We start from the raw sequence: 23,884 nt of genomic DNA, 5'->3' as shown, positions 1-23,884 counted from the left end.
CGCTGATTGAAGTTTTTAGTTTATGCTAACATATAAGAAAGTCAGCGACGAGGAGGAATGAATAATGGAAAAAACATCACAGTGGCTATCGGTGGAGGATGGTCACCAAATATTTCTACAAAGATGGCGTAACCCATCCACCACTCCGACATGTGTGGTTCAAATAGCACATGGAATGGCTGAACATATTGACCGTTACGATGCTTTTGCACGTTTTTTAGTGAACAATGGCATGGTCGTCTATGGTCATGACCATCGCGGACACGGAAAAACTGGTGAACATCATGGGGTGATGGGCTATTTCTCCGACCATTCCGGGTTCGAACAAGTTACAAAGGATGTCCAATCTGTTACCACACAAATAAGAAATCACTATTCTAATACCCCGATCGTGCTCTTCGGTCACAGTATGGGATCGTTTTTGGTTAGAAGAGCGATTCAACTTCCTGATACTCAAATTGATGGTGTTATCCTATCAGGGACAGGTTACTACTCTCGTTTGGTCACAAAAGTTGCAAAACTTGTTGCAAAACTTGAAATCTACTCCAAAGGAAAAACGTCTCCTTCTCCATTTTTACATAGCTTATCGTTTGGTTCTTTCAATAAACAATTCAAAAACGCCGTGACTGATTATGATTGGTTATCCCGCGATGCACGAATCGTTAACGAATATGTCGATGATCCATATACTGGATTTATCCCAACAACGTCCTTTTTCTATGATTTATTCACGGGATTAGATACGATCCATCGAAACAAAGAAATGGCCACTATTCCTAAACAATTACCATTGCTTGTTATTAGTGGCGACAAGGACCCTGTTGGCAATGGTACCCGTGGAGTAAAAAAAGTCATCGACCAATACTACAACAATAATGTGACAAACATAGATGTTCAGTTTTATAAGGATGCTAGACATGAACTGCTTCAAGAAACAAATAAAAAGGAGGTATTCAACGACATACTTGAATGGATTCAAAAAGTGGCAGATGAACACTTGTCTCAGATAAAGTGAAATCTTCACTTATAGGGGTCGAGGAGGGGCTTCTCTCCAGAGAGTGTTAGTACCACTAGGAGAGACCCGCTGGCCCTTAAACCCAATTGAAGGAAAGTGAAAGGATACTTCCACTTAAACATCTCTGTTTTCTTTCATGTTTGAAGGCTGGAGTCTTATGGGCAGTTGTACCGGACATAGCGGAGGATATTGCACCGTACACTTATGTATTTAGTTGATTTATTCATGGGGCAAGTGGGACAACAAACCTGTCCCCTTGTCCCATTTTTTGATTGTTTTTGAAAGTATATGATTAATTTTGAACGATTTTTGTTGAAATGTATCGAATTTCGTTTTATTATTTATTAGTATTAACTTACCGTACTCACATAATTTTCTTTCATCTACTTATTGATAGCGTTTCATTAGAATGAAGTAAGTAGTCATTTCTAATGAAATGACATTTTTAGGACATACCTATAAAAAACAAAATATGTTGCGTTCAACTAAGAAAGGTTGTGAACATGATGATTTATACTTGCACATTAAATCCATCGATCGACTACATTATCCATGTATCGGACTTTGAAGCAGGAGCCTTAAATCGAGGAGAGAAAACTTCTTACTACCCTGGTGGAAAAGGAATTAATGTTTCTCGAGTACTACGTCGACTTGATATAGAAAATACAGCGTTAGGTTTTCTAGGTGGATTCACTGGTAAGTTTATTAAAGAAGCACTTGCCAACGAAAACATTCAAGATAAATTTATAGAAGTAGATGGTGTAACAAGAATTAATATGAAATTAAAGTCCGGTGATGAAACAGAAATCAATGGACCTGGTCCTGACATTACAAACGAAGCGCTTGAACAACTATACAATCAGATTCGACCCTTAAAACAAGGGGATTATCTTGTTGCCTCAGGTAGTATCCCTAAAACAGTACCAGTAGATTTCTATACGAAACTTGCATCCATTTGTAAAGAGCGCCATGTCGAATTAATCATCGACACATCAAGTAAAGCGCTTGAAGAAGTCATTGGCAATGAACTCTTCTTGATCAAACCAAATCATCATGAACTAGGAGAATTATTTCATACAACAATTGATTCTATTGATGATGCCGTTCATTACGGGAAGAAGCTGAATGAACAAGGAGCAAAGCACGTGATTGTTTCTATGGGTGGTGATGGAGCCGTTTATGTAAGTGATTCAATTAGCCTACAGGCAACAGTACCAAAAGGTGAGGTTAGAAACACTGTTGGGGCAGGTGATTCGATGGTGTCTGGATTTCTATCTGCTTACATACAAACACACGACCCAAAACAAGCATTTGCATATGCGGTAGCTACTGGGAGTGCAACAGCATTTAGTGACGACCTTTGTACAAAAGAAGATGTTGAAAAATTGTTAACAACGATTGAAGTAAATCCGATAAATAAGGAGGTATAATTGATATGAACATCACAGAACTATTAAAGAAAGACACCATTATTTTGCAGCTTAAGGCTACTACTAAATCTTCTGTAATTGATGAATTAGTTGATAAATTAGCTGATGCTGGTCGCTTAAATGATAAAGAAGCATTTAAGCAAGGAATATTGAACCGTGAATCTCAAAGTACAACAGGAATTGGGGATGGGATCGCCATACCTCACGCTAAATCAGAAGCAGTCAAACAACCTTCCATTGTTTTTGGTCGTTCAACAGAGGGGGTTGACTACGAAGCATTGGACGGACAGCCATCACATCTATTTTTTATGATTGCTGCACCTGAAGGCGCGAATCAAACACACCTTGATGCCTTATCACGTCTCTCTGGCTTTTTAATGGATAGTAACTTCCGAGACAAAATCGAAAATGCAACAAATGAAGATGAAGTCATTTCCATTATTAACCAAAAGGAAAAAGAAGAATCAGAACCTGAAGAAGAAGACACAATAGCAGATACAAGCAACCTTTTAGCTGTAACAGGTTGTCCAACAGGGATTGCCCACACCTACATGGCTGCGGATAAATTGAAAGAAACTGCTAGAGAAATGGGTGTCAACATAAAAGTTGAAACAAATGGCTCTGGTGGTGTCAAAAACCGTTTAACCCCTGAAGAGATCGAAAAGGCTGATGCGATTATTATTGCAGCAGACACCAAAATTGAAACAGACCGTTTCAAAGGCAAACACGTGATTCAAGTGCCTGTTGCCAAAGGTATCCATGAGCCGAAAAACTTAATTGAGCGAGCGATCAAAAAAGATGCACCTGTTTTCCAAGGTGATGATTCTTCTGATCAGGAAGCAAATGATAAAGAAGAACGTACAGGTTTCTATAAACACCTGATGAATGGTGTATCCAACATGCTACCATTTGTTGTTGGTGGCGGGATTTTAATTGCTATTTCCTTCTTATTTGGGATTAATTCGGCGGATCCGGATAGTGAACAATATAATCGATTCGCCGAAATGCTTAATACCATAGGTGGTGGCAATGCATTCTTCTTAATGGTTCCAGTCCTTGCAGGTTTCATTGCATCTAGTATTGCCGATCGTCCAGGTTTTGCACCAGGTATGACTGCCGGTTTAATTGCAATCACTTCAGGTGTAGCAGGTGCTGATGGTGGTTCAGGCTTTTTAGGTGGTCTAATCGCTGGTTTCTTAGCTGGTTATATCACACTACTCGTTAAGAAGGCATTAGAAGTACTACCGGCCATGTTTGATGGATTAAAAACAGTTTTGCTATATCCTGTCTTTAGTATTGGGATCACCGGGTTAATCATGTTACTTATTAACCCACCGCTTACAACTCTTTACACCGGTTTATCCAATTGGTTAGAAGGTTTGGGTGATGCAAACTTACTTCTATTAGGATTAATTCTTGGTGGAATGATGGCAATTGATATGGGAGGCCCAATCAATAAAGCAGCCTATACGTTTGGTATTGCTATGTTGGATGCAGATAACTTTAGTTTTATTGCTGCCATTATGGCAGGTGGTATGGTTCCACCGCTAGCAACAGCTTTTGCTACAACATTCTTTAAGAATAAATTCACGAAACAAGAACGTGATGCAGGTAAATCCAATTATGCATTAGGAGCTTTCTTTATCACGGAAGGGGCGATTCCATTTGCTGCGGCTGATCCTGGACGTGTCATACCTTCCATTGTGGTTGGTTCTGCAATCGCAGGTGGATTAACGATGTTGTTTGACATTGGACTTAGAGCCCCTCATGGTGGTGTCGTTGTTGCAGGTTTAGTTGATGGAAATCCACTATTATATCTAGTAGCAATACTAATTGGATCAATTATTAGTGCAATTCTGTTAGGATTCTTGAAAAAGGACCTAGAAAAAGGGTAAAATAGGAAATAGAGTTTTATTCTACAAAATTCGATATAATTTTTAGGAGGTTTTTTATTATGGCAGTAGAAAAAACAGTAACAATTACAGACGAAACAGGGGTACACGCACGTCCAGCAACAGTATTAGTAAACAAAGCGGGTAGCTTTTCTTCAGATATTACAGTTGACTATAATGGCAAATCTGTAAACCTTAAATCAATCATGGGTGTGATGTCACTAGGTATCCCTAAGGACGCTGAGATTACGATTAAAGCAGAGGGTGACGATGAACAAGAAGCTCTTGACGCACTAGTTGATGTTATTAAATCAGAAGGACTAGGAGAGTAATTTCACATGAGTATTAAAGGAATTGCAGCATCAAGCGGGATTGCCATTGCCAAAGTATACAAATTGGCAACTCCCGACCTTTCTTTTGACAAAAAGAAAGTGGAAAACACAGAAGCTGAAGTAGAACGTCTAAATAAAGCTCTTGAAATTTCTAAAAAAGAGCTAGAACAAATTAAAGAGCATGCACGAAAGTCACTTGGTGATGAGCATGCAGAAATCTTTTCTGCGCACTTGTTAATTTTAGGTGATCCTGAATTGATTAACCCAATTCAAGACAACATTAAAAACAATAATATAAATGCAGAAGCTGCTTTAGAAGAGACTACAAACATGTTCATCGATATGTTTAAAGCAATGGATAATGAATACATGCGTGAGCGTGCTGCAGACATACAAGACGTTACCAAGCGTGTTATGGCACATTTACTTAATGTTGATTTCCCTAACCCTGCTTTAATTAACGAAGAAGTTGTTGTCGTGGCGGAGGATCTTACACCTTCTGATACAGCACAATTAAACAAACAATTCGTTAAAGGGTTTACCACCAATATCGGTGGACGTACATCACACTCCGCAATTATGGCAAGATCTTTAGAAATCCCAGCAGTTGTTGGGACCAAAACAATTGTGGAAGATGCGAAGAAAGATGATCTAATCATTGTGGACGGGATTGACGGCGAAGTGATCGTAAATCCTAGCGATGATCAAGTAGAGACTTACAAACAAAAACAAGCTGATTTTGAAAAACAAAAAGAAGTTTGGGCACAGTTAAAAGATGAACCAACCGTTTCTGCAGACGACCAACACGTTGAGTTAGTGGCAAACATCGGAACTCCTGATGATGTTGCAGGTGTGGTAAACAATGGTGGTGAAGGTGTTGGCCTTTATCGTACCGAGTTCTTATACATGGGTAAAACTGAACTACCATCTGAAGATGAACAGTTCGAAGCTTACAAATCCGTGTTAGAACAAATGGGCGACAAACCCGTTGTTGTGCGCACACTCGATATCGGTGGTGACAAGGAGTTAAATTACCTTGATTTACCAGACGAGATGAATCCATTCTTAGGATTCCGTGCGATTCGTTTATGCCTAGAGCGTGATGATATTTTCCGTGTACAATTACGTGCATTACTACGTGCAAGTGTCTATGGAAACTTAAAAATCATGTTCCCAATGATTGCAACGTTAGATGAGTTCCGTCAAGCTAAAGCATTGTTACTTGAAGAAAAAGATAACCTTACAAGCGAAGGTGTTGACGTTTCCGATAACATTGAAGTTGGAATCATGGTAGAAATTCCTTCTACAGCGGTTATTGCTCGTCAATTCGCTAAGGAAGTTGATTTCTTCAGTATCGGAACCAATGACCTAATCCAGTACACAATGGCTGCAGACCGTATGAATGAACGTGTTTCATACTTATATCAACCGTACCACCCAGCCATTTTAAACCTTGTCAACAACGTAATTGAAGCTGCACATGCAGAAGGAAAATGGGCTGGTATGTGTGGAGAAATGGCCGGCGACTCCATTGCGATTCCAATCCTACTTGGACTTGGACTTGACGAGTTTAGTATGAGTGCTACTTCCATTTTACCAGCACGTACACAAATAAAAGACCTGTCTAAACAGGATATGGCTTCATTTAAAGAACAACTGTTATCCATGGATACAGCTGATGAAGTGGAACAGTTTATTCGCGAAAAGACAAATCAATAATACGATTTGTAAAAATACGAATATCCTCTAAGGGATAGACCTGATGAAATAGGTCTATCCCTTTTTGTATATTTACAGCCTTTTAAAGCAAATTAATAGTGTAAGTCTTTGTCTAGGAGGGATCTTGTGGAAAAAGGGAATAACCTATCAAGTTACCATGACCAAACACAGGTAACACAAGCACAACAATCAATTAAGCATCTTCAAAATGCCATTAACCAAGCACAGAGCAATCCAAATCAAGAAGTCATACAAAATATCGAAAATGCTCTAGAACGTGCTGAGCGGTCTTTATCTCAAGCTGCACATACAACTGATAACCAAGGTGCAATAGATTTGGCACAGCGTGAACTTGAGTATCAGAAACAAGCTTTTCAGCAACTAAAGTCATAATGAAGATTGGGGGATGTTTTCTGCTCCCCCCTTTTAACAATACGCTGAGTCATAGAAGAAACCCGAACGGTCGTTTTAGTTCGGGTTTTTTGCGTGGATTAATGATTTTGGGGACAACTGAATGGTATACCTTGTTTTATAAAGTGAAACTTCACTTAGTGAGTTTTCTGCTCTTCCCCCACTAAGTGTTAGTACCACAAGGAGAGACCCGCAGGCCCTTGAACCATTCGGGGCGAAAGCGAAAGGTTACTCCCACTTAAACATTTCCGTTTCATTTCATGTTTTGAAGTGGGAGTCACACGGACGGTTGCACCGGGATAAAAGATACCGATAGAGGTCTTATCTCGGCTGATTCGCCGCGCTGGTTTTATTTGAATCTAAACGTGAGAGGGCACTTTCTCGACAGTTTCAGCTGAGTTTGAGGCGCGGAACTGTCGTGACTGACCTTCTCTCGACTGTTTCACCATACTTCGGGGCGCGGAACTGTCGTGACTGACCTTCTCTCGGCAGTTTCACCATACTTCGGGGCGCGGAACTGTCGTGACTGACCTTCTCTCGACTGTTTCAGCTTACTTTGGGGCGCGGAACTGTCGTGAGAGACACTATCCCGGCTGATTATCGTTCCCCGTTCATAATAAAAAAGCTCTTTTAGTAAAGTTTGTTGCTTTTTGTTTCGTAGTTGATCGAAACTTCGACGTAGAACAAGATGAAAACTCAATAAACGTGTACATCTAGCTTAAAAATAGATCCTAATGTGCACGAAAACTCAATAAACGTGCACATCTAGCTTAAAAATAGATTCTAATATACACGAAAACTCAAGAAACGTGCACATCTAGCTTAAATATAGATCCTAATGTGCACGAAAACTCAAGAAACGTGCACATCTAGATTAAAAATAGATTCTAATATACACGAAAACTCAAGAAACGTGCACATTTAGCTTAAAAATAGATCCTAATGTGCACGAAAACTCAAGAAACATGTACATCTAGCTTAAAAATAGATCCTAATGTACACGAAAACTCAATAAACATGCACATCTAGCTTAAATATAGATCCTAATGTGCACGAAAACTCAAGAAACGTGCACATCTAGCTAAAATATAGATCCTAATGTGCACGAAAACTCAATAAACATGCACATCTAGCTTAAAAATAGATTCTAATATACACGAAAACTCAATAAACGTGTACATCTAGATTAAAAATAGATCCTAATGTGCACGAAAACCCAAGAAACGTGCGCATCTAGATTAAAAATAGATCCTAATGTGCACGAAAACCCAAGAAACGTGCGCATCTAGCTTAAATATAGATCCTAATATACACGAAAACTCAATAAACGTGCACATTAGGGAGGGATATCACCTTAAATATAGATGAAGACAAAATAAACGTGCACATTCGGAAGAAATTTTGCCTCGAATATATATAGGGGGACACTAGTTAATTGTACACATCTAGCTTAGATTTTCGGTGAATAGGAGTAATTATCTTTGTGTTACGCCGGAGTTTATAGTTATTTTGACAAAACAACAATCTTTTAGAAATTAGCCTAAAAAAAACAGCTATTAGAGGTTTCACACCTCTAATAGCTGTTTTTTCATGATCATCCTATTACTTGTTCAAGTTATAGAATGCATTTAGGCCAAGGTATTGACCAGTTCCAACTAGTTCATCTTCAATGCGAAGAAGTTGGTTGTATTTTGCAACACGGTCTGTACGTGTTGGTGCACCTGTTTTGATTTGACCAGCGTTAGTTGCAACAGAAATATCAGAGATTGTTGCATCTTCTGTTTCACCAGAACGGTGAGAGATTACTGCAGTGTAACCAGCTTGCTTAGCCATTTCAATTGCATCAAATGTTTCTGTAAGTGTACCGATTTGGTTTACTTTAATTAGGATAGAGTTTCCTACACCATTTTCAATACCTTGCTTCAAGCGTACTGTGTTTGTAACGAATAGGTCGTCACCAACTAGTTGTACACGGTCACCGATACGTTCTGTAAGCATTTTGTGACCATCCCAGTCGTTTTCATCAAGACCATCTTCAATGGATACGATTGGGTACTTGTTAATCATTTCTTCGTACCATGAAACCATTTCTTCAGAAGTACGAACAACACCTTCACCTTTTAGGTTATATTTTCCATCTTCATAGAACTCAGAAGATGCTACGTCCATTGCAAGTTGAACTTCTTCTCCTGGCTTGTAACCAGCAGCTTCAATTGCTTCAATGATTGTAGAAAGTGCTTCTTCGTTTGATTTAAGGTTTGGAGCGAAACCACCTTCATCACCAACACCTGTGTTGTAGCCTTTTGAGCTAAGTACTTTTTTCAGGTTGTGAAGTACTTCTGCACCCATACGTAGTGCTTCACGGAATGTTGGAGCACCTACAGGCATAATCATGAATTCTTGAATATCAACGTTGTTGTCAGCGTGCTCTCCACCATTAAGGATGTTCATCATTGGTGTTGGAAGAGTCTTCGCGTTGAAACCACCTAAGTAACTGTATAATGGTAGACCAAGGTAATCAGCAGCAGCGCGAGCAACAGCCATGGATACACCAAGGATAGCATTTGCACCTAGTTTTCCTTTGTTTTCTGTACCATCAAGTTCGATTAGTAGTTGGTCAATCACTACTTGACGAGTTGCATCCATTCCTAATAGTTCTGGTGCAATGATTTCATTAACGTTTTCTACAGCTTTAAGAACACCTTTTCCAAGGTAGCGTTCTTTGTCACCATCACGTAATTCAACTGCTTCGTGTTCACCTGTTGAGGCACCACTTGGTACAAGTGCAGAACCGAAAGCTCCTGACTCAGTAAAAATTTCAACTTCAACTGTTGGATTACCACGGGAATCTAATACTTCTCTAGCATAAACATCTGTAATGTATGGCATTTATATTCTCTCCTTTTTATCTTCATTCGTTTTTAGTTTTGCTTATCAGCAAAAAACTATTTATTTTTTAATTAAAGAAGTTCCAGTCATTTCTTTAGGTACTTCTACATCTAATAGGTCCAACAATGTTGGGGATAGGTCACCTAGGATTCCGCCATCACGTAGTTGAACACCTTCTTTTGTCACAATGACTGGTACAGGATTTGTTGTATGTGCAGTCATTGGTTTACCATCAAGCGATACCACTTCATCCGAATTACCGTGATCAGCAGTAATAATCGCGTGGCCGCCTTTTTCATGGATTTTATCTATAATTTTACCTAGACACTCGTCTACTGTTTCAATTGCTTTAATCGTTGGTTCAAGCATTCCGGAATGCCCAACCATATCTGGATTTGCAAAGTTAAGCAAAATCGCATTTTGATTGCCTTCATCAAGTTCTTTTAGTAACGCGTCCGTTACTTCATAAGCACTCATTTCAGGTTGAAGGTCATACGTTGCAACTTTTGGTGAATCAATTAAAATACGTTTCTCACCAGGGAATTCTTGTTCACGACCACCACTCATAAAGAAGGTGACGTGTGGATATTTTTCTGTTTCAGCAATTCGTAGCTGGTTTAGGTTATTTTGAGATAATACTTCACCGACTGTATTATCTAAGTTAACTGGTTCATAAGCAACAAAACCATCTACTGTTTCGCTAAAGTTTGTTAATCCGACAAAGTGAATGTTCTTCGGTGCTTTTTCGCCACGATCAAAATCACGGAAATCATCATTCGCAAAGGTGCGTGAAATTTGGATCGCACGGTCTGGTCGGAAGTTATAGAAAATAACAGAGTCCTCATCTTCAATCGTTGCTTTAGGTTGTCCATTTTCATCTGTGATGACAGATGGCAATACGAATTCATCATAGATTTCGTTTGCATAAGAGTCATTCACAACTTCGATTGGATCTGTATATTTTTCTCCTTCTCCATAAACCATGGCGTCATATGCCTTTTTCACACGGTCCCAACGCTTGTCACGGTCCATTGAGTAGTAACGTCCAGAAAGTGTTGCTATTTCTCCAACACCATATTCTTTCATCACACCTTGGACAGCTTCAATATATTTCTTAGCTGATTTTTGACCAACATCACGACCATCAAGAAAGCCATGTACGTAAACTTTTTTCAAGTCGTGATTTGCAGCTAATTTCAATACCGCATATAAGTGTTCAATATGACTGTGAACACCGCCATCAGATAATAAACCAAACACATGTAATGCTTTGTTGTTGTCTTTTGCATGTTTAACTGCATTGACTAACACTTCATTATCGAAAAAATCGCCTTCGCGAATAGAGAGATTTACTCTTGTTAAACTTTGATAAACAACTCGGCCTGCCCCAATATTTAAGTGACCAACCTCAGAGTTACCCATTTGTCCATCTGGAAGACCAACCGCTTCCCCACTAGCCTGTAACTGATTGTGTGGGAATTGGTTCCAATAACGGTCAAAGTTTGGGGTATTGGCTTGCTTTACAGCGTTCCCCATTTCTTCATCGCGACAAGCATATCCATCTAGGATAATGAGTGCAGCTAGTTTATCCTGACTCATTTTGCACCAGCCTCCACTAACTTCAAGAAGGAATCAGCTTCAAGACTTGCGCCACCAACTAGTGCACCATCAATGTCCGACTGGGATAGTAACTCATCAACGTTTGCTGGTTTCACACTACCACCATATTGGATACGTACAGCTTGAGCAGCATCAGCAGAAACAGCTTTTTCTACAACGCCACGGATATGTGTACAGACTTCATTTGCTTGTTCAGATGTAGCTGTTTTGCCTGTTCCAATTGCCCAAATTGGTTCGTATGCAATAATTGTTTGTTTTACTTGGTCTTCTGTTAAGCCTTCTAACGCCTTTTTTACTTGGCTTTCTACAAGTGTCATGGTTTCGTTCGCTTCACGTTGTTCTAATGTTTCCCCAACACAAACGATTGGTGTAATACCATGGTTAAATGCAGCATGAGTCTTTTTGTTCACAGTTTCATCTGTTTCAGCAAAATATTCACGACGCTCAGAGTGTCCTAGAACAACGTAGGTTACACCAATGTCTTTTAACATGACTGGGCTAACTTCGCCAGTGAACGCACCGTTATCTTCAAAGTGCATGTTTTGTGCCGCGATTTCTACATCCGTTCCTGCTGCCTTCTCAACTAGAGAAGCTAAGTATGGAAATGGTGCACAAACAACTGATTCTACTTGGTCACTTGCTGGTACATTCGTTTTTGTATCATTGATAAATTGTTCAGCTTCTGCACGTACTTTGTTCATTTTCCAGTTACCTGCGATGACTTTTTTACGCATATGCTAACAACTCCTTTATTATTTATCACTTAATGCATGAACGCCTGGTAGTACTTTGCCTTCCATAAATTCTAAGGAAGCTCCTCCACCAGTAGAAATATGATCCATTTGATCCGCATAATCAAACTTCTCAACAGCTGCAGCAGAATCTCCACCACCGATTACAGTATAACCGTCTGTTTTAGAAAGCGCATCTGCTACTGCTTTCGTTCCATTTGCGAATACTTCTAGTTCAAATACACCCATTGGTCCATTCCAAATGATAAGTTTTGAATCTGCAACAATTTCAGCATACTTTTCACGTGTTTTTGGTCCAATATCAAGTGCTTCAAGATCTGCTGGAATACTGTCAATGGCTACTTCTTGTGTATTAGCATCATTTGAAAAATCGTCGGCAACAATAACATCCATTGGCAATAGCATGTTCACGCCTTTATCTTTTGCTTTTTGCATGAATTCTTTAGCTAACTCGATTTTATCTTCTTCAAGTAGAGACTTACCGATTTCATAGCCTTGAGCTTTAATGAATGTGTAAGCTAGACCACCACCGATGATCAAATTATCTACTTTGTCTAATAGATTATCAATCACACCGATTTTATCCTTAACTTTAGCTCCACCAATAATCGCAGTGAATGGACGGTCAGGATCGGATAATGCTTTTCCTAGTACGTCTAGTTCTTTTTGCATTAAGAAACCTGCTGCAGATGGTAAATGTTCCGCAATACCTGCTGTGGAAGCATGCGCACGGTGTGCAGCACCAAATGCATCGTTTACATAGAAATCAGCTAGGTTAGCAAATTGTTTCGCTAATTCTGGATCATTTTTCTCTTCCCCAGCTTCGAAACGAACGTTTTCAATTAGTAGAACATCGCCATTGTCTAATTCATTAACAGCTTGATCTACTTCAGCACCATACACTTCATCTGTTTTGGTCACTTCTTGGCCAAGTAAATCACTTAGTCGTTTTGCTACTGGATCTAGACGTAATTCATCAACTGCTTCGCCTTTAGGTCTACCTAGGTGACTAGCAAGAATAACACGAGCACCTTGCTCTACTAAGTGTTGAATCGTAGGTAGTGCTGCTTTAATTCTTGTATCATCGGTTACTTCTCCGTCTTTCATAGGTACGTTAAAGTCAACACGACAAAAAACTTTCTTACCCTTTACATCTATATCATGGATTGTTTTCTTGTTCACGTCGATACCCTCCTCAAATTTTACTTGCTATGTATATCTTCTTAGTAGAGTCAATACAATGGTAAAAAGGAACGAATTGTTATAATTCAAAATGGGAGGAGGATAAACCCCCTCCCTAATTAGAATTGCTTCTAATATTTATTTCTATTCAAACTTATAGTCCTTGTTTTTTAAGGTATACAGCTAAATCTACACAACGAGTAGAATAACCCATTTCGTTATCGTACCAAGAAACAACTTTCACCATGTTTCCTTCCATTACAAGTGTAGACTGAGCATCAATTGTAGAAGAATGTGGGTCACCAACATAGTCAGCAGATACTAATGGTTCATCAGAGTATCCAAGAACACCTTTAAGGTTTCCTTCTGCTTCTTCTTTAAATGCAGCATTTACTTCTTCAGCAGTAACATCTTTGTCTAGTTCTGCTACAAGGTCAACTAAAGAGCCGTCTGGAGTTGGTACACGCATTGCCATACCATTTAGTTTACCTTCTAGTTCTGGAAGTACTAAAGCAACCGCTTTTGCAGCACCAGTAGTTGTTGGAATGATGTTTTCAGCTGCTGCACGCGCACGACGGTAATCTTTGTGTGGTAAATCAAGGATTTGTTGGTCGTTTGTATAAGAGTGAACAGTTGTCATCATACCGCGCTTAAGTCCGAATTTATCGTTAAGCACTTTAGCAAATGGTGCTAAGCAGTTTGTTGTACAAGATGCATTTGAGATAACATGGTGGCTTGCTGCATCATATTTATCTTCGTTAACACCCATAACAACAGTAATATCTTCGTCTTTCGCAGGTGCTGAAATAACAACTTTCTTCGCACCAGCATCAAGGTGTTTACTTGCATCGTCACGTTGTGTGAAACGACCAGTTGATTCAATTACAACTTCAACACCAAGATCTCCCCAACCAAGGTTAGCTGGATCTCTTTCAGATAGTACTTTAACTTCTTTTCCACCTACCACTAGGTTAGAACCGTTAACAGTTACTTCTTCTTCAAGTTTCCCATGCACAGAGTCATATTGTAATAAATGAGCTAGCATATCAGCATCAGTTAAATCATTTACTGCTACTACTTCTACCTCATCATTTTTCAATGCTTGACGGAATACGTTACGGCCGATACGACCAAAACCATTAATACCAACTTTTACTGTCATGTTACTTCCTCCTTGTGTTATCAAAAAATTTATTTAAAGGGAAAATTCCCTTAATAACTCATTTGCGGCACCTTCATCAGTAATTAGCACGTTACTTTTTCCTTGTTTAAAATAAGACATGATTGCTTTTGCTTTTGACTTCCCACCAGCAATCGAAATCACATAATCCGTGTCATTCAAATCTTCTAATTGCATGCCAACTGTTCGCACTTTATGAACGACTTCACCAGCATCATCAAGATAATAACCAAATGCTTCACTGACTGCTTTTCCTCTAATTAGCTTATCTAAAACATTTTCCGAGGTTTTTCGACGATTTGCCATCGTAATTGCATCACCAATGCCATGAATAACAACATCTGCATCACGTATTAGTTCTAATACTTCTCGTACAGATGGTTCGCCAATAATGGAATGATACGTTTCTTCACTTAATGGATCAGGTACATAGAGTAAACGATATTTGCCATTAGCTTTTTTTGCCATTTGAGCACAAATGGTATTGGCTTGATTTTCAACTTGTTCGCCTAATCCACCTCTAGCTGGAACAAATATACAATTTTTTGCATTTGGAAAAGGTGCCATTTCATTTGCAACAGCAGCAATCGATGTTCCACCAGTAACAGCAATGGTTTGGTTTGATTGTAGGATGAAGCTTAAATAATTCACACAAGCTTCCCCTAACTCTTGTTTTACCCAATCTTGTTCATCACTATTACCTGAGATCACAATTACATGGTCAAGTTGTAATTTTTCCTTAAGATGTTGTTCTAGCACATTAAATCGTGAGACATCTTTCATAAATGCTGCTAACTCATGTAAAATAGTTTGTCCCGCATTGGTTAGATGCATTCCTTTTGACGTTACAGCAATAAAACCGTGTTGATTTAAAAAATCAATTTCACTGCGAACAAGTCGCTCAGCCATTGCTATGTTCTCTGATAGGCTTCTACGACCAATCGGTCCCATTAGCTGTATGTAGTGTAAGATTTTGTACCTTCGCTGCATGACATCGAGCAGATCAGGGAATAATTTCTTTTGTAAATCAATGAGTGATCTCATACATTAACTCCTTTTAAAAATCTACCGGGTTAATATCGTCCCTGCCAGTCGTATTATGTCCCACAAGCAACAAAAAAAACCTCTTACAAGTAATATTGTATCAGATGGGGGATTTTACCACAACATATTTTTCTTTGTTTATGGGAATAATGTCGTTATTTGTAAAAAGTTGACACAATTCACTAGTCAGCAATCACATGCCAAATTTTATCCAGGTCAATCTGTCCATAGTCAATATCCTTTCCGCCCATATGTACGACTGGAATCATTAACTGATACTTCTCTAGTAATGCGTCATCTTGATATATGTCCACCTCTTGTAATTCAAAGGAAGCATGCTGTTGAATAATCATTAACAATTGTTTCGCATCTTCACATAACGGGCAATTTGGCTTTGTATATAAGATCACTTGCTTCATCCCTATCGTCTCCTCTACAGACATGATCTATTCTATTAGGACATCATAGTATAGGTGAGAGTTGGGAGTTGAAAGACATTTTTATTCTGCGGCGTGAACCTAAGTCCTTTCATACTAACGAATGCCATATTCACTCCCATACACTCACATAACAACTTTATACTATTCTTCTTTTATCGCTTCAAGCGCTTTGCCTGTCATTTCTTTTAATAATGCTGCCGACTCTCGCAATTGTTGTTGCTCGGTATTGGTTAGCTGAAGCTCCACAATTTGACGTACACCATACTCATTTACAATTGTTGGCACACCTATGTATACATCATCCAGCCCATATTCACCTTGTACTAACGTGGAGATGGTAACAATCGAGTTTTCATTGTGCAGAATCGCTCTTGTTAGTCGAGCCAGCCCCATGCCAATTCCGTAATAGGTTGCCCCTTTTTGTTCAATAATGTGATAAGCGGCATCTCGTACATTTTCAAAAAGATTTGTCATATCTTTATTAATCGTTTCATCCATTAAATTAGTATAACGATCTAAAGGAACACCACCGATTTGAACATGACTCCAAACTGGTAGCTCTGAATCTCCATGTTCCCCCATAATATAACCATGGACATTGCGGGAATCCACTTGAAAGTACTCACTAAGCAGATAACGAAAACGCGCAGTATCTAAAATCGTTCCCGAACCAATTACTCTCTCCTTTGGCAAACCAGAAACTTCTAAAGTTACATGAGATAATATATCAACTGGGTTGGTAGCAACGACAAAGATCCCATTAAACCCTACTTCCATGATATTGTTAACAATCCCTTTAAAGATCTTAGCGTTTTTGTTTACTAGATCTAATCGGGATTCGCCAGGTGCTTGGTTGGCACCAGCAGTAATTACGACTAAATCGGCATCACGGCATTCTTCATAATCACCTGCTCGTATTTTCATTGGCGAACCAAATGGCATACCATGATTCAGATCACGTGCCTCCCCTTCTGCTTTATCCCTATTAAGATCAATTAATACAAGTTCATTCGTTATACCTTGATTTAATAATGCAAAGGCATAACTTGAGCCAACAAACCCTGTACCAATGACAACAACTTTTCTAGTTTTGGAAAAATTAACCATACTCTACCCCTTTTTAATGTTTTTTTACGATGCTGTTTATATGTAACTATATCATATAGTCTGTTTAGTTTTAAAATTGTCGAACTAAATAAAATCAGTGGGAAGTTTTCTTTCATCTCCCACTGTTTGTACATTAAACAGAATCGGACATTTACTGGCAATCCGCCACTCTATTCTTCTTTTGTTTTACCTCGTAAATTGTAGCGGGCTCTTACTGGCGATTACATGCGGGATAAGCTTAGATTGTCCATTTTTATTTTATTTAAAACAATTCTCTTTTTTGAGCGGAAGCTGGAACAAGTGTCCGCTCTATGGTTTCGTGCGGATATTTGTTCTACCAAAAAAACGAATGGTCGATTTATGCGCTTTGCTCGGACATCTGTTCCGCTAATTGAGCAAAATTAAAGAAAAACTGGGTGATTTATCTAAAATAAGGGAATAAATGTCCGCTTCTCTCTTTAGGTGAGTTGTCATTTTAGAAAGCGCCAATCGTCCGTGAAAATCCTTCAATTCCCTAAATTCTCGATGCACAAAAAAAGCTAACCATTGGGAAACACCCCAATTGGTTAGCCTTTTTTACTTCAAACGCGCCCGGAGGGATTCGAACCCCCGACTCATGGTACCGGAAACCATTGCTCTATCCCCTGAGCTACGGGCGCATATTTTTACTAATAAAATTGCACAAGGAATATTATAACGGATGAACAATTATTTTTCAATCTCTAAATTACTACTTATAATTCTGTCTTTACTATAATATACTTAAACAAAGCCAATGGTGATGATTAATGGCTGTTTTTTTAATATTGATGTTGTTGCTACTTGGTACATCCACACCGACGTAACTTTATGCTCCCTGACAAAGCTATATAAAAATGAGTGCTAAAAATACCGCTGCAGAAATACACTACGCTTTCCACGGGCGGCTGATGAGCCTCCTCGCTCGTACCTCGCTGCGGGGTCTCACCTAGGCCTTTCCCCCGCAGGAGTCTCCGTGTATTTCTTTCGCTCATTCATGTGTTCTAATGTTTTCTAGATAATTTTATATTATTGACATTTTAATATTTAATTGGACGTATTCTAGAAAAATAATCTAACTAAATTAAATTAAAGTGTATCTCTACCACTAGTAAGATAACATATTCTAGCGTAGGCAGAATACGGAGACTCCTGCGGGAAAAGCACGAGTCTGAAGACCCCGCAGCGTGAGCTTCGCGAGGAGGCTGAGGCCGTGCCCGCGGAAAGCGTAGTATTCTGCCGAAGCGTTCGTACAACACTCATTTTATTAAGTATAGATGAAAGAATAATAAACTTGCATCGGTGTAACGATCAACAACAAAAGAAACAATAGATATTATTAGAAAAAGTGCTAAGGAATTAGCATTTTATACTAGACAAGTTAGTTTATTTATTTAAAAATGGGGAATGATGAAGTTAGTATGCTTTGGGTCAAGTGGTAGATTATACATATTTGTAACAACATCAATCTTTTCGTTTGACCTTATCTGACCATTTAGGTAAGATAAAAGTAGTTACTTCATATGATACATAATTATGTTAAAGGAGGAGATTCCGAATGAATTTAATACCTACAGTTATTGAACAAACGAACCGCGGAGAACGTGCATATGATATTTACTCTAGACTTTTGAAAGACAGAATTATTATGTTAGGTAGTGGCATTGATGACAATGTTGCCAACAGTATTGTTTCTCAGTTACTTTTCCTAGCTGCAGAAGATCCTGATAAAGATATTTCTCTATACATCAACTCTCCAGGCGGATCGATTACAGCTGGTATGGCGATCTATGATACGATGCAGTTCATTAAGCCAAATGTTTCTACTATTTGTATTGGTATGGCAGCATCAATGGGTGCATTCTTACTTGCAGCTGGTGAACCAGGAAAACGCTATGCACTTCCTAACAGTGAAGTTATGATTCACCAACCGCTTGGTGGTACACAAGGTCAAGCTACAGATATCCAAATTCATGCAAAACGTATTATTGAAATGCGTAGTAAGTTGAACAAAATTTTATCTGAACGTACTGGCCAACCATTAGAAGTAATCGAACGTGATACTGAGCGTGATAACTTCATGGAAGCACCAAAAGCAAAAGAATACGGACTTATTGATAAAGTAATGGAAAATAAATAAGTTCCAATAAAAATAGCCCTTTCTTAAAGGAAGGGCTATTTTTTATCTGATATAAAGGCTATTAATTCATCGACTGCAGTCTGGTCATCCGAGCCATCTGCAATTAACTCGATTTGATCTCCACTTGCAATCGCTAAACTCATCAAACCCATAATACTTTTTGCATTAATTCTTTTCGTATCTTTTTCAATAAATAGTTCTGCTGCATACTGGTTTGCCTTTTTTACAAAGTCAGCAGCTGGCCTAGCTTGCAGACCTGATTCTAATTCTACAACAACAGATTTTCTCACCAATGTTTTTACCCCTTTCTCCGCCCTACAGAAAGCGCTGTCAATCTATTGTAAAAAATACTCTCTTATTTACTAAGAGAGCTTAAGCAATTATAGCACGATAAAATGGGAAAGTAAATTAACCTAATAAGTTATTTTCTTTAATTTTGTATCGTTTCCCCACTTCTGATTTTTTCTGCGAATTCATCAATTTTCCGCAATCTGTGATTAATACCTGACTTACTTATTTTCCCTGTTGAGACGAGTTCCCCTAGTTCTTTTAGTGATACATCTTGGTGCTGAACTCGCAACCGGGCAATCTCCTGTAATTTGTCTGGCAGACTTTCTAAGCCGACTGTTTTTTCAATGAAACGGATATTCTCGACTTGACGAAAAGCGGCACCAATCGTCTTATTTAAGTTAGCTGTCTCACAGTTCACTAAGCGATTAACAGAATTACGCATATCCCTTACAATTCGTACATCTTCAAATTTTAATAGTGCTTGATGTGCACCAATATAATTAAGAAACTCGGTAATTTTTTCTGCCTCTTTAATATACGTTATAAACCCCTTTTTCCGTTCAAGGATTTTGGCGTGCAAACCAAATGAATTCATTAACTCACACAATGAATCATTATGCTCTTGATAAAGGTTAAAGATTTCTAAATGATAAGAAGATGTCTCTGGATTATTGACAGAACCACCTGCTAAAAAGGCACCTCTTAAATAGGCAGCGCGGCAACAATCTTTTGTCGTATACTTATCCGAAATTTCTCGAACTAACGTAAAAGGCTCTTCTAAAATTTCTAACTGTGATAACAATTCACGTACACTATCTTTCATACGCACAATATACACATTGTTTTTTTTCAATTTCATTTTTTTACGAACGAGTAGCTCAACTGGAAAGTCATAGAGAGATTTAATTAAAACATAGATCCTTCTTGCAATCGCAGCATTTTCTGTTTGTACATCTAACATATATCCCTGTCTTGACAAAGAAACAGCGCCATTCATTCGGATCAATGCTGCCATTTCTGCATGCGAACAACACGTATCATTTTCTATTTTGGTTAATTCTTTTTTTATATCTGAAGCAAATGACAACTATCTCACCTCCCTGTGACTGTGATTCCACTAGCGTTTTTATAGTAATGAATACAATAATTTCGCAACCTTTGATGTATTATGGCGTAACATTTTTTTATTATAGTCTATGATATCAGCTTCAATGATTTCTAACCCCATTTGAATCAACCGATCTGTGTCATAAATAACAGGTTCCGCATTTTCTTTGGCATATAGTTTTCGTACATCGCCTTCAATCGGTTTGTTATGAACAACCACTGAATGAATACATCCATCCCCAACATGATCGGTAATAGCTTGCACATGATCTGCTGCTGAATAACCATTTGTTTCGCCTTCCTGCGTCATCACATTGCACACATAGACCACTTTTCCTTTAGTATGTCGTAATGCATCCCCTATCTGCGGAACAATCATATTAGGTAATGTACTTGTATAAAGACTTCCTGGGGCAATGACGACTAAATCAGCTTCTTCCACTGCTTGAATCGCTTCTGGTAATGGAAGCACTGGTTCCGGCTTAAGGAACACTCGTTTAATTGGTTTGTTTGCGAGTGGTATATTGGATTCACCTGTTACAATTTCACCATCTTCCATTTCGGCATGTAGAAACATATTTTGATTTGCAATTGGGTAAATTTTTCCTTTCACATTTAACACACGTGAAATTTCCTTAATACCGTGGTAAAAATCGCCAGTTACAGACGTCATTGCTGCCAACAGTAAATTACCCATCGAGTGACCAGAAAGGCCATTACCATGTTTAAAACGATGCTGAAAAAGTTCCATTAACATCGGTTCCACATCAGACAATGCAGCAAGTACATTTCGAATGTCTCCTGGTGCAGGTATAGCAAGTTCAGACCGTAAAATCCCTGTACTCCCACCATCATCGGCAACCGTAACGATGGCAGATAAATCGATTGGATAATCTTTTAACCCTCTTAAGAGTACTGGCATTCCTGTTCCGCCACCAAGTACTACTACGTGTGGCTGCTTATTCTGTGTCATCGATTAATGTCCCTTTCTTTTATCAATATCACGGTGTGATACATGTGTAATATAATTAGATGCAAATTGTTTCGCTAGATACTCAGCGATCGCTACCGAACGATGTTGTCCACCAGTACAACCAATCGCAATCACCAGCTGACTTTTTCCTTCTTTCTTATATTGGGGCAACATAAATTCAAGCAGGTCGGTAACCTTTTGAAGAAAAATTTGCGTATCTGTCCATTTAAATACATAAGAAGAAACATCAGAATTCAACCCTGTTAGTGGACGCATATGATCAATATAATGGGGGTTTGGTAGAAAACGCACATCAAAGACTAAATCTGCATCAATTGGAAGGCCATATTTAAAGCCGAAAGAAACCGTATTGACAGAGAAAATTTCCTGTTCTTCTTCTCCGTATCGCTTGACGATTTTTTCTCTTAATTGTTTTGGTTTTAAATCAGTTGTGTCGATAATATTGTGGGCGCGTCCTCGCAGTTCATCCAATATTTTCCGTTCTTGATTAATTCCTTCCAAAGGCAGTCCGTTATTTGCAAGAGGGTGAGAACGTCTTGTTTCCTTGTAACGAGACACTAACGATTGATCTTTTGCATCAAGAAATAGGATATGTTCTTCTAACCAATCTTGGTTTCCTATTTGGTCCAATGCATCGAATAACGTATCAAAGAATTCTCTACCGCGTAAATCCATCACAACCGCTACTTGTTGAATGTTATTACTGGCATCTTTCATTAACTCAAGAAATTTAGGTAGTAATGTTGGGGGTAAATTATCCACACAGTAATACCCTAAATCCTCAAAGCTTTGAATGGCTACAGTCTTACCTGCTCCAGACATTCCTGTAATAATGACTAATTTTGTATCATTTTCTGTCACACCCATGCCGATCTCCCCCTTTTATGAATTCGCACGATCAAGGCTATAGTCGATTAATTGATAGTCCGATGTATACGTGAATTTTCCATACATCATATGTTTATCTGTAAGGACATGGGAATAAATATGACGGTCGCCTTCAGCCATTGGCTTCGTCAATACTTCATTCATATGTACCCATTCCAATTCTCCTTCATCACATTCTTCCACAAGTGAGCCTTCTGTATGGTGACACATAAAAGTAAACATCATCCACTCTTGAATCAATTCATCCTGTTCCTTGATTAAAAAGGTAAATGCTCCCATTAATTTAGGATCAACAAGCTCTAATCCTGTTTCTTCCCAATACTCGCGAACGACTGATTCCTTAATGGTTTCGCCCTGCTCCATTTTTCCTCCTGGCATGGCATACCATCCTCGTCTAGGTTTTTTCAACATTAAAATCTGATCATTTTGTTTGACTATACAATTTGTGACTCTACGCAACTACATCACTCTTTTCTTTCTCTATATCAAGTAGATGTGAGTTATATTCACATCTATTACAAAGTAAATCATAGTAAATAGTATTTTGAATACAATACTACTACTATTATACAATGAATGATTCCAATCCCACAACTCTATGTGATTTATTAAATTTCTCCAATTCTTTCAAGAAACAGTACACAAATTGATCTAGCAGTTTATTTTTTTAGTACGCATTAGCTGTATTATACGACATAACACTTGCAACTTCTTCTAAAGAAAGAGTGCTAAAAAGTCGCTGCGGAAATACACTACGCTTTCCTGTGGGGGGGCTGGTGAGCCTCCTCATTCGTACCTCATTGCGGGGTCTCACCGATGGATTATAAGGATTACAGGCTAAAACCGTCCTTGTCGGACAACGCCTGCATAACCCTTGCCGGGCCCCGGGAGTCTCCGTGTATTTCCTCCGCTTTTTGTAGTACTCTGAAGATTTTAAGTGCTAAAACTAACAAAACCATATGTTAATTGGCATGTTATACACAACATAACAGTAAATTCTTTATTGTTGAATTTGTAAAGTATTACATCTATCACTAATCAGAAAACTTATACCAGCGAAGGCAGAATACGGAGACTCCTATGGGAACAGCACGAGCTGAAGATCCACTTGGTAAAGTGCTTTTCTTTACCAAGTTAGCTGAGGCCGTGCCCATGGAAAGCGTAGTATTCTGCCGTAGCGATGCTATATCACATATTTCATTCAGAATAGTAACGAGCACAATTACGAAGGTTGTGTCGTATAATACAGCTTATGCGCACTCCAATTTTTTATAAATCAACAAAAAAATACACAGGTGTATGATACACCTGTGCGTTAACATTTATTTATTAAAAGGGGGTCAATTAGTTAACCCCATTATAACCAATAAATGTTTCATCCGTGTTACAACAGAATTAATTTATATTAATGTTGTATTACACATTCGTAAAGA

Annotated in this window: 20 protein-coding genes and 1 tRNA gene; 7 read left to right on the top strand and 14 right to left on the bottom strand. The window is 38.6% G+C overall.

Going from position 1 to position 23,884, the window contains the following annotated elements:
- Positions 1 to 64 precede the first annotated feature (64 nt).
- The 6 genes from FCI53_RS10025 (at position 65) to FCI53_RS10000 (ending at position 6,781) form a co-directional block, all read left to right on the top strand.
- Complete coding sequence (locus FCI53_RS10025) at positions 65 to 1,015, top strand: alpha/beta fold hydrolase (protein WP_138418399.1); 951 nt, start codon at positions 65 to 67, stop codon at positions 1,013 to 1,015.
- Positions 1,016 to 1,521: 506 nt separating this feature from the next.
- The gene (pfkB, locus tag FCI53_RS10020) at positions 1,522 to 2,445 is read left to right on the top strand and encodes a 1-phosphofructokinase (RefSeq protein WP_138418397.1); all 924 of its coding nucleotides are present in this window, start codon (positions 1,522 to 1,524) and stop codon (positions 2,443 to 2,445) included.
- A 5-nt stretch (positions 2,446 to 2,450) separates the two neighbouring features.
- A complete protein-coding gene (locus FCI53_RS10015; protein ID WP_138418395.1) occupies positions 2,451 to 4,340 on the top strand; it encodes a PTS fructose transporter subunit IIABC in 1,890 nt (629 codons plus the stop codon).
- Between the two features lie 59 nt (positions 4,341 to 4,399).
- On the top strand, positions 4,400 to 4,669 hold the full coding sequence (locus FCI53_RS10010; protein WP_138418392.1) for a phosphocarrier protein HPr: 270 nt from the start codon (positions 4,400 to 4,402) through the stop codon (positions 4,667 to 4,669).
- Positions 4,670 to 4,675: 6 nt separating this feature from the next.
- The gene (gene ptsP, locus FCI53_RS10005) at positions 4,676 to 6,388 is read left to right on the top strand and encodes a phosphoenolpyruvate--protein phosphotransferase (RefSeq protein ID WP_138418390.1); all 1,713 of its coding nucleotides are present in this window, start codon (positions 4,676 to 4,678) and stop codon (positions 6,386 to 6,388) included.
- A gap of 126 nt (positions 6,389 to 6,514) precedes the next feature.
- Complete coding sequence (locus FCI53_RS10000) at positions 6,515 to 6,781, top strand: hypothetical protein (protein ID WP_138418388.1); 267 nt, start codon at positions 6,515 to 6,517, stop codon at positions 6,779 to 6,781.
- A gap of 1,620 nt (positions 6,782 to 8,401) precedes the next feature.
- On the opposite strand, the gene eno is transcribed toward FCI53_RS10000, so the two are convergent.
- The 9 genes from eno to FCI53_RS09955 form a co-directional block, all read right to left on the bottom strand.
- Complete coding sequence (gene eno, locus FCI53_RS09995; protein WP_138418386.1) at positions 8,402 to 9,688, bottom strand: phosphopyruvate hydratase; 1,287 nt, start codon at positions 9,686 to 9,688, stop codon at positions 8,402 to 8,404.
- A 60-nt stretch (positions 9,689 to 9,748) separates the two neighbouring features.
- A complete protein-coding gene (gene gpmI / locus FCI53_RS09990; protein ID WP_138418385.1) occupies positions 9,749 to 11,287 on the bottom strand; it encodes a 2,3-bisphosphoglycerate-independent phosphoglycerate mutase in 1,539 nt (512 codons plus the stop codon).
- On the bottom strand, positions 11,284 to 12,042 hold the full coding sequence (tpiA, locus tag FCI53_RS09985; RefSeq protein WP_138418383.1) for a triose-phosphate isomerase: 759 nt from the start codon (positions 12,040 to 12,042) through the stop codon (positions 11,284 to 11,286). Before tpiA ends, gpmI begins: the two co-directional genes overlap by 4 nt.
- Positions 12,043 to 12,060: 18 nt before the next feature.
- Entirely contained in the window at positions 12,061 to 13,242 is a 1,182-nt protein-coding gene (locus FCI53_RS09980) for a phosphoglycerate kinase (protein ID WP_138418381.1), read from the bottom strand.
- A gap of 154 nt (positions 13,243 to 13,396) precedes the next feature.
- Positions 13,397 to 14,404, bottom strand: a complete 1,008-nt coding sequence (gene gap, locus FCI53_RS09975; protein WP_138418380.1) for a type I glyceraldehyde-3-phosphate dehydrogenase — start codon at positions 14,402 to 14,404, stop codon at positions 13,397 to 13,399.
- A 33-nt stretch (positions 14,405 to 14,437) separates the two neighbouring features.
- Positions 14,438 to 15,466, bottom strand: a complete 1,029-nt coding sequence (locus FCI53_RS09970; protein ID WP_138418378.1) for a sugar-binding transcriptional regulator — start codon at positions 15,464 to 15,466, stop codon at positions 14,438 to 14,440.
- Positions 15,467 to 15,648: 182 nt separating this feature from the next.
- Positions 15,649 to 15,885, bottom strand: coding sequence for a glutaredoxin family protein (locus FCI53_RS09965; protein ID WP_138418376.1), 237 nt, complete (start codon positions 15,883 to 15,885; stop codon positions 15,649 to 15,651).
- Positions 15,886 to 16,047: 162 nt separating this feature from the next.
- Complete coding sequence (locus FCI53_RS09960; RefSeq protein ID WP_138418374.1) at positions 16,048 to 17,013, bottom strand: L-lactate dehydrogenase; 966 nt, start codon at positions 17,011 to 17,013, stop codon at positions 16,048 to 16,050.
- 586 nt (positions 17,014 to 17,599) lie between these two features.
- A tRNA-Arg gene (locus FCI53_RS09955) sits at positions 17,600 to 17,672 on the bottom strand.
- Positions 17,673 to 18,589: 917 nt separating this feature from the next.
- On the opposite strand from FCI53_RS09955, the gene clpP reads away from it, so the two are divergent.
- The gene (gene clpP, locus FCI53_RS09950; RefSeq protein WP_138418372.1) at positions 18,590 to 19,171 is read left to right on the top strand and encodes an ATP-dependent Clp endopeptidase proteolytic subunit ClpP; all 582 of its coding nucleotides are present in this window, start codon (positions 18,590 to 18,592) and stop codon (positions 19,169 to 19,171) included.
- A gap of 35 nt (positions 19,172 to 19,206) precedes the next feature.
- Here the strand turns inward: clpP and FCI53_RS09945 are convergent, their stop codons facing one another.
- The 5 genes from FCI53_RS09945 to FCI53_RS09925 all read right to left on the bottom strand — a co-directional run bounded on the left by FCI53_RS09945 (position 19,207) and on the right by FCI53_RS09925 (position 22,910).
- Complete coding sequence (locus FCI53_RS09945) at positions 19,207 to 19,464, bottom strand: HPr family phosphocarrier protein (RefSeq protein WP_138418370.1); 258 nt, start codon at positions 19,462 to 19,464, stop codon at positions 19,207 to 19,209.
- A gap of 137 nt (positions 19,465 to 19,601) precedes the next feature.
- Positions 19,602 to 20,549, bottom strand: coding sequence for a DNA-binding protein WhiA (gene whiA / locus FCI53_RS09940; RefSeq protein ID WP_138418368.1), 948 nt, complete (start codon positions 20,547 to 20,549; stop codon positions 19,602 to 19,604).
- A gap of 39 nt (positions 20,550 to 20,588) precedes the next feature.
- A complete protein-coding gene (locus tag FCI53_RS09935) occupies positions 20,589 to 21,542 on the bottom strand; it encodes a gluconeogenesis factor YvcK family protein (protein WP_138418366.1) in 954 nt (317 codons plus the stop codon).
- 3 nt (positions 21,543 to 21,545) lie between these two features.
- Positions 21,546 to 22,430, bottom strand: a complete 885-nt coding sequence (gene rapZ / locus FCI53_RS09930; RefSeq protein WP_138418364.1) for an RNase adapter RapZ — start codon at positions 22,428 to 22,430, stop codon at positions 21,546 to 21,548.
- Between the two features lie 15 nt (positions 22,431 to 22,445).
- Positions 22,446 to 22,910 carry an NUDIX hydrolase gene (locus FCI53_RS09925; protein ID WP_138418362.1) on the bottom strand — a complete coding sequence of 155 codons (465 nt, stop codon included), beginning with the start codon at positions 22,908 to 22,910 and terminating at the stop codon, positions 22,446 to 22,448.
- Positions 22,911 to 23,884: the final 974 nt, after the last annotated feature.

It is taken from the genome of Aquibacillus sediminis, from assembly GCF_005870085.1.
GTDB classification, from domain to species: domain Bacteria; phylum Bacillota; class Bacilli; order Bacillales; family Amphibacillaceae; genus Aquibacillus_E; species Aquibacillus_E sediminis.
Note: the sequence above shows the minus strand (reverse complement) of the source record. Positions and strands in the feature narration are given on the sequence as shown.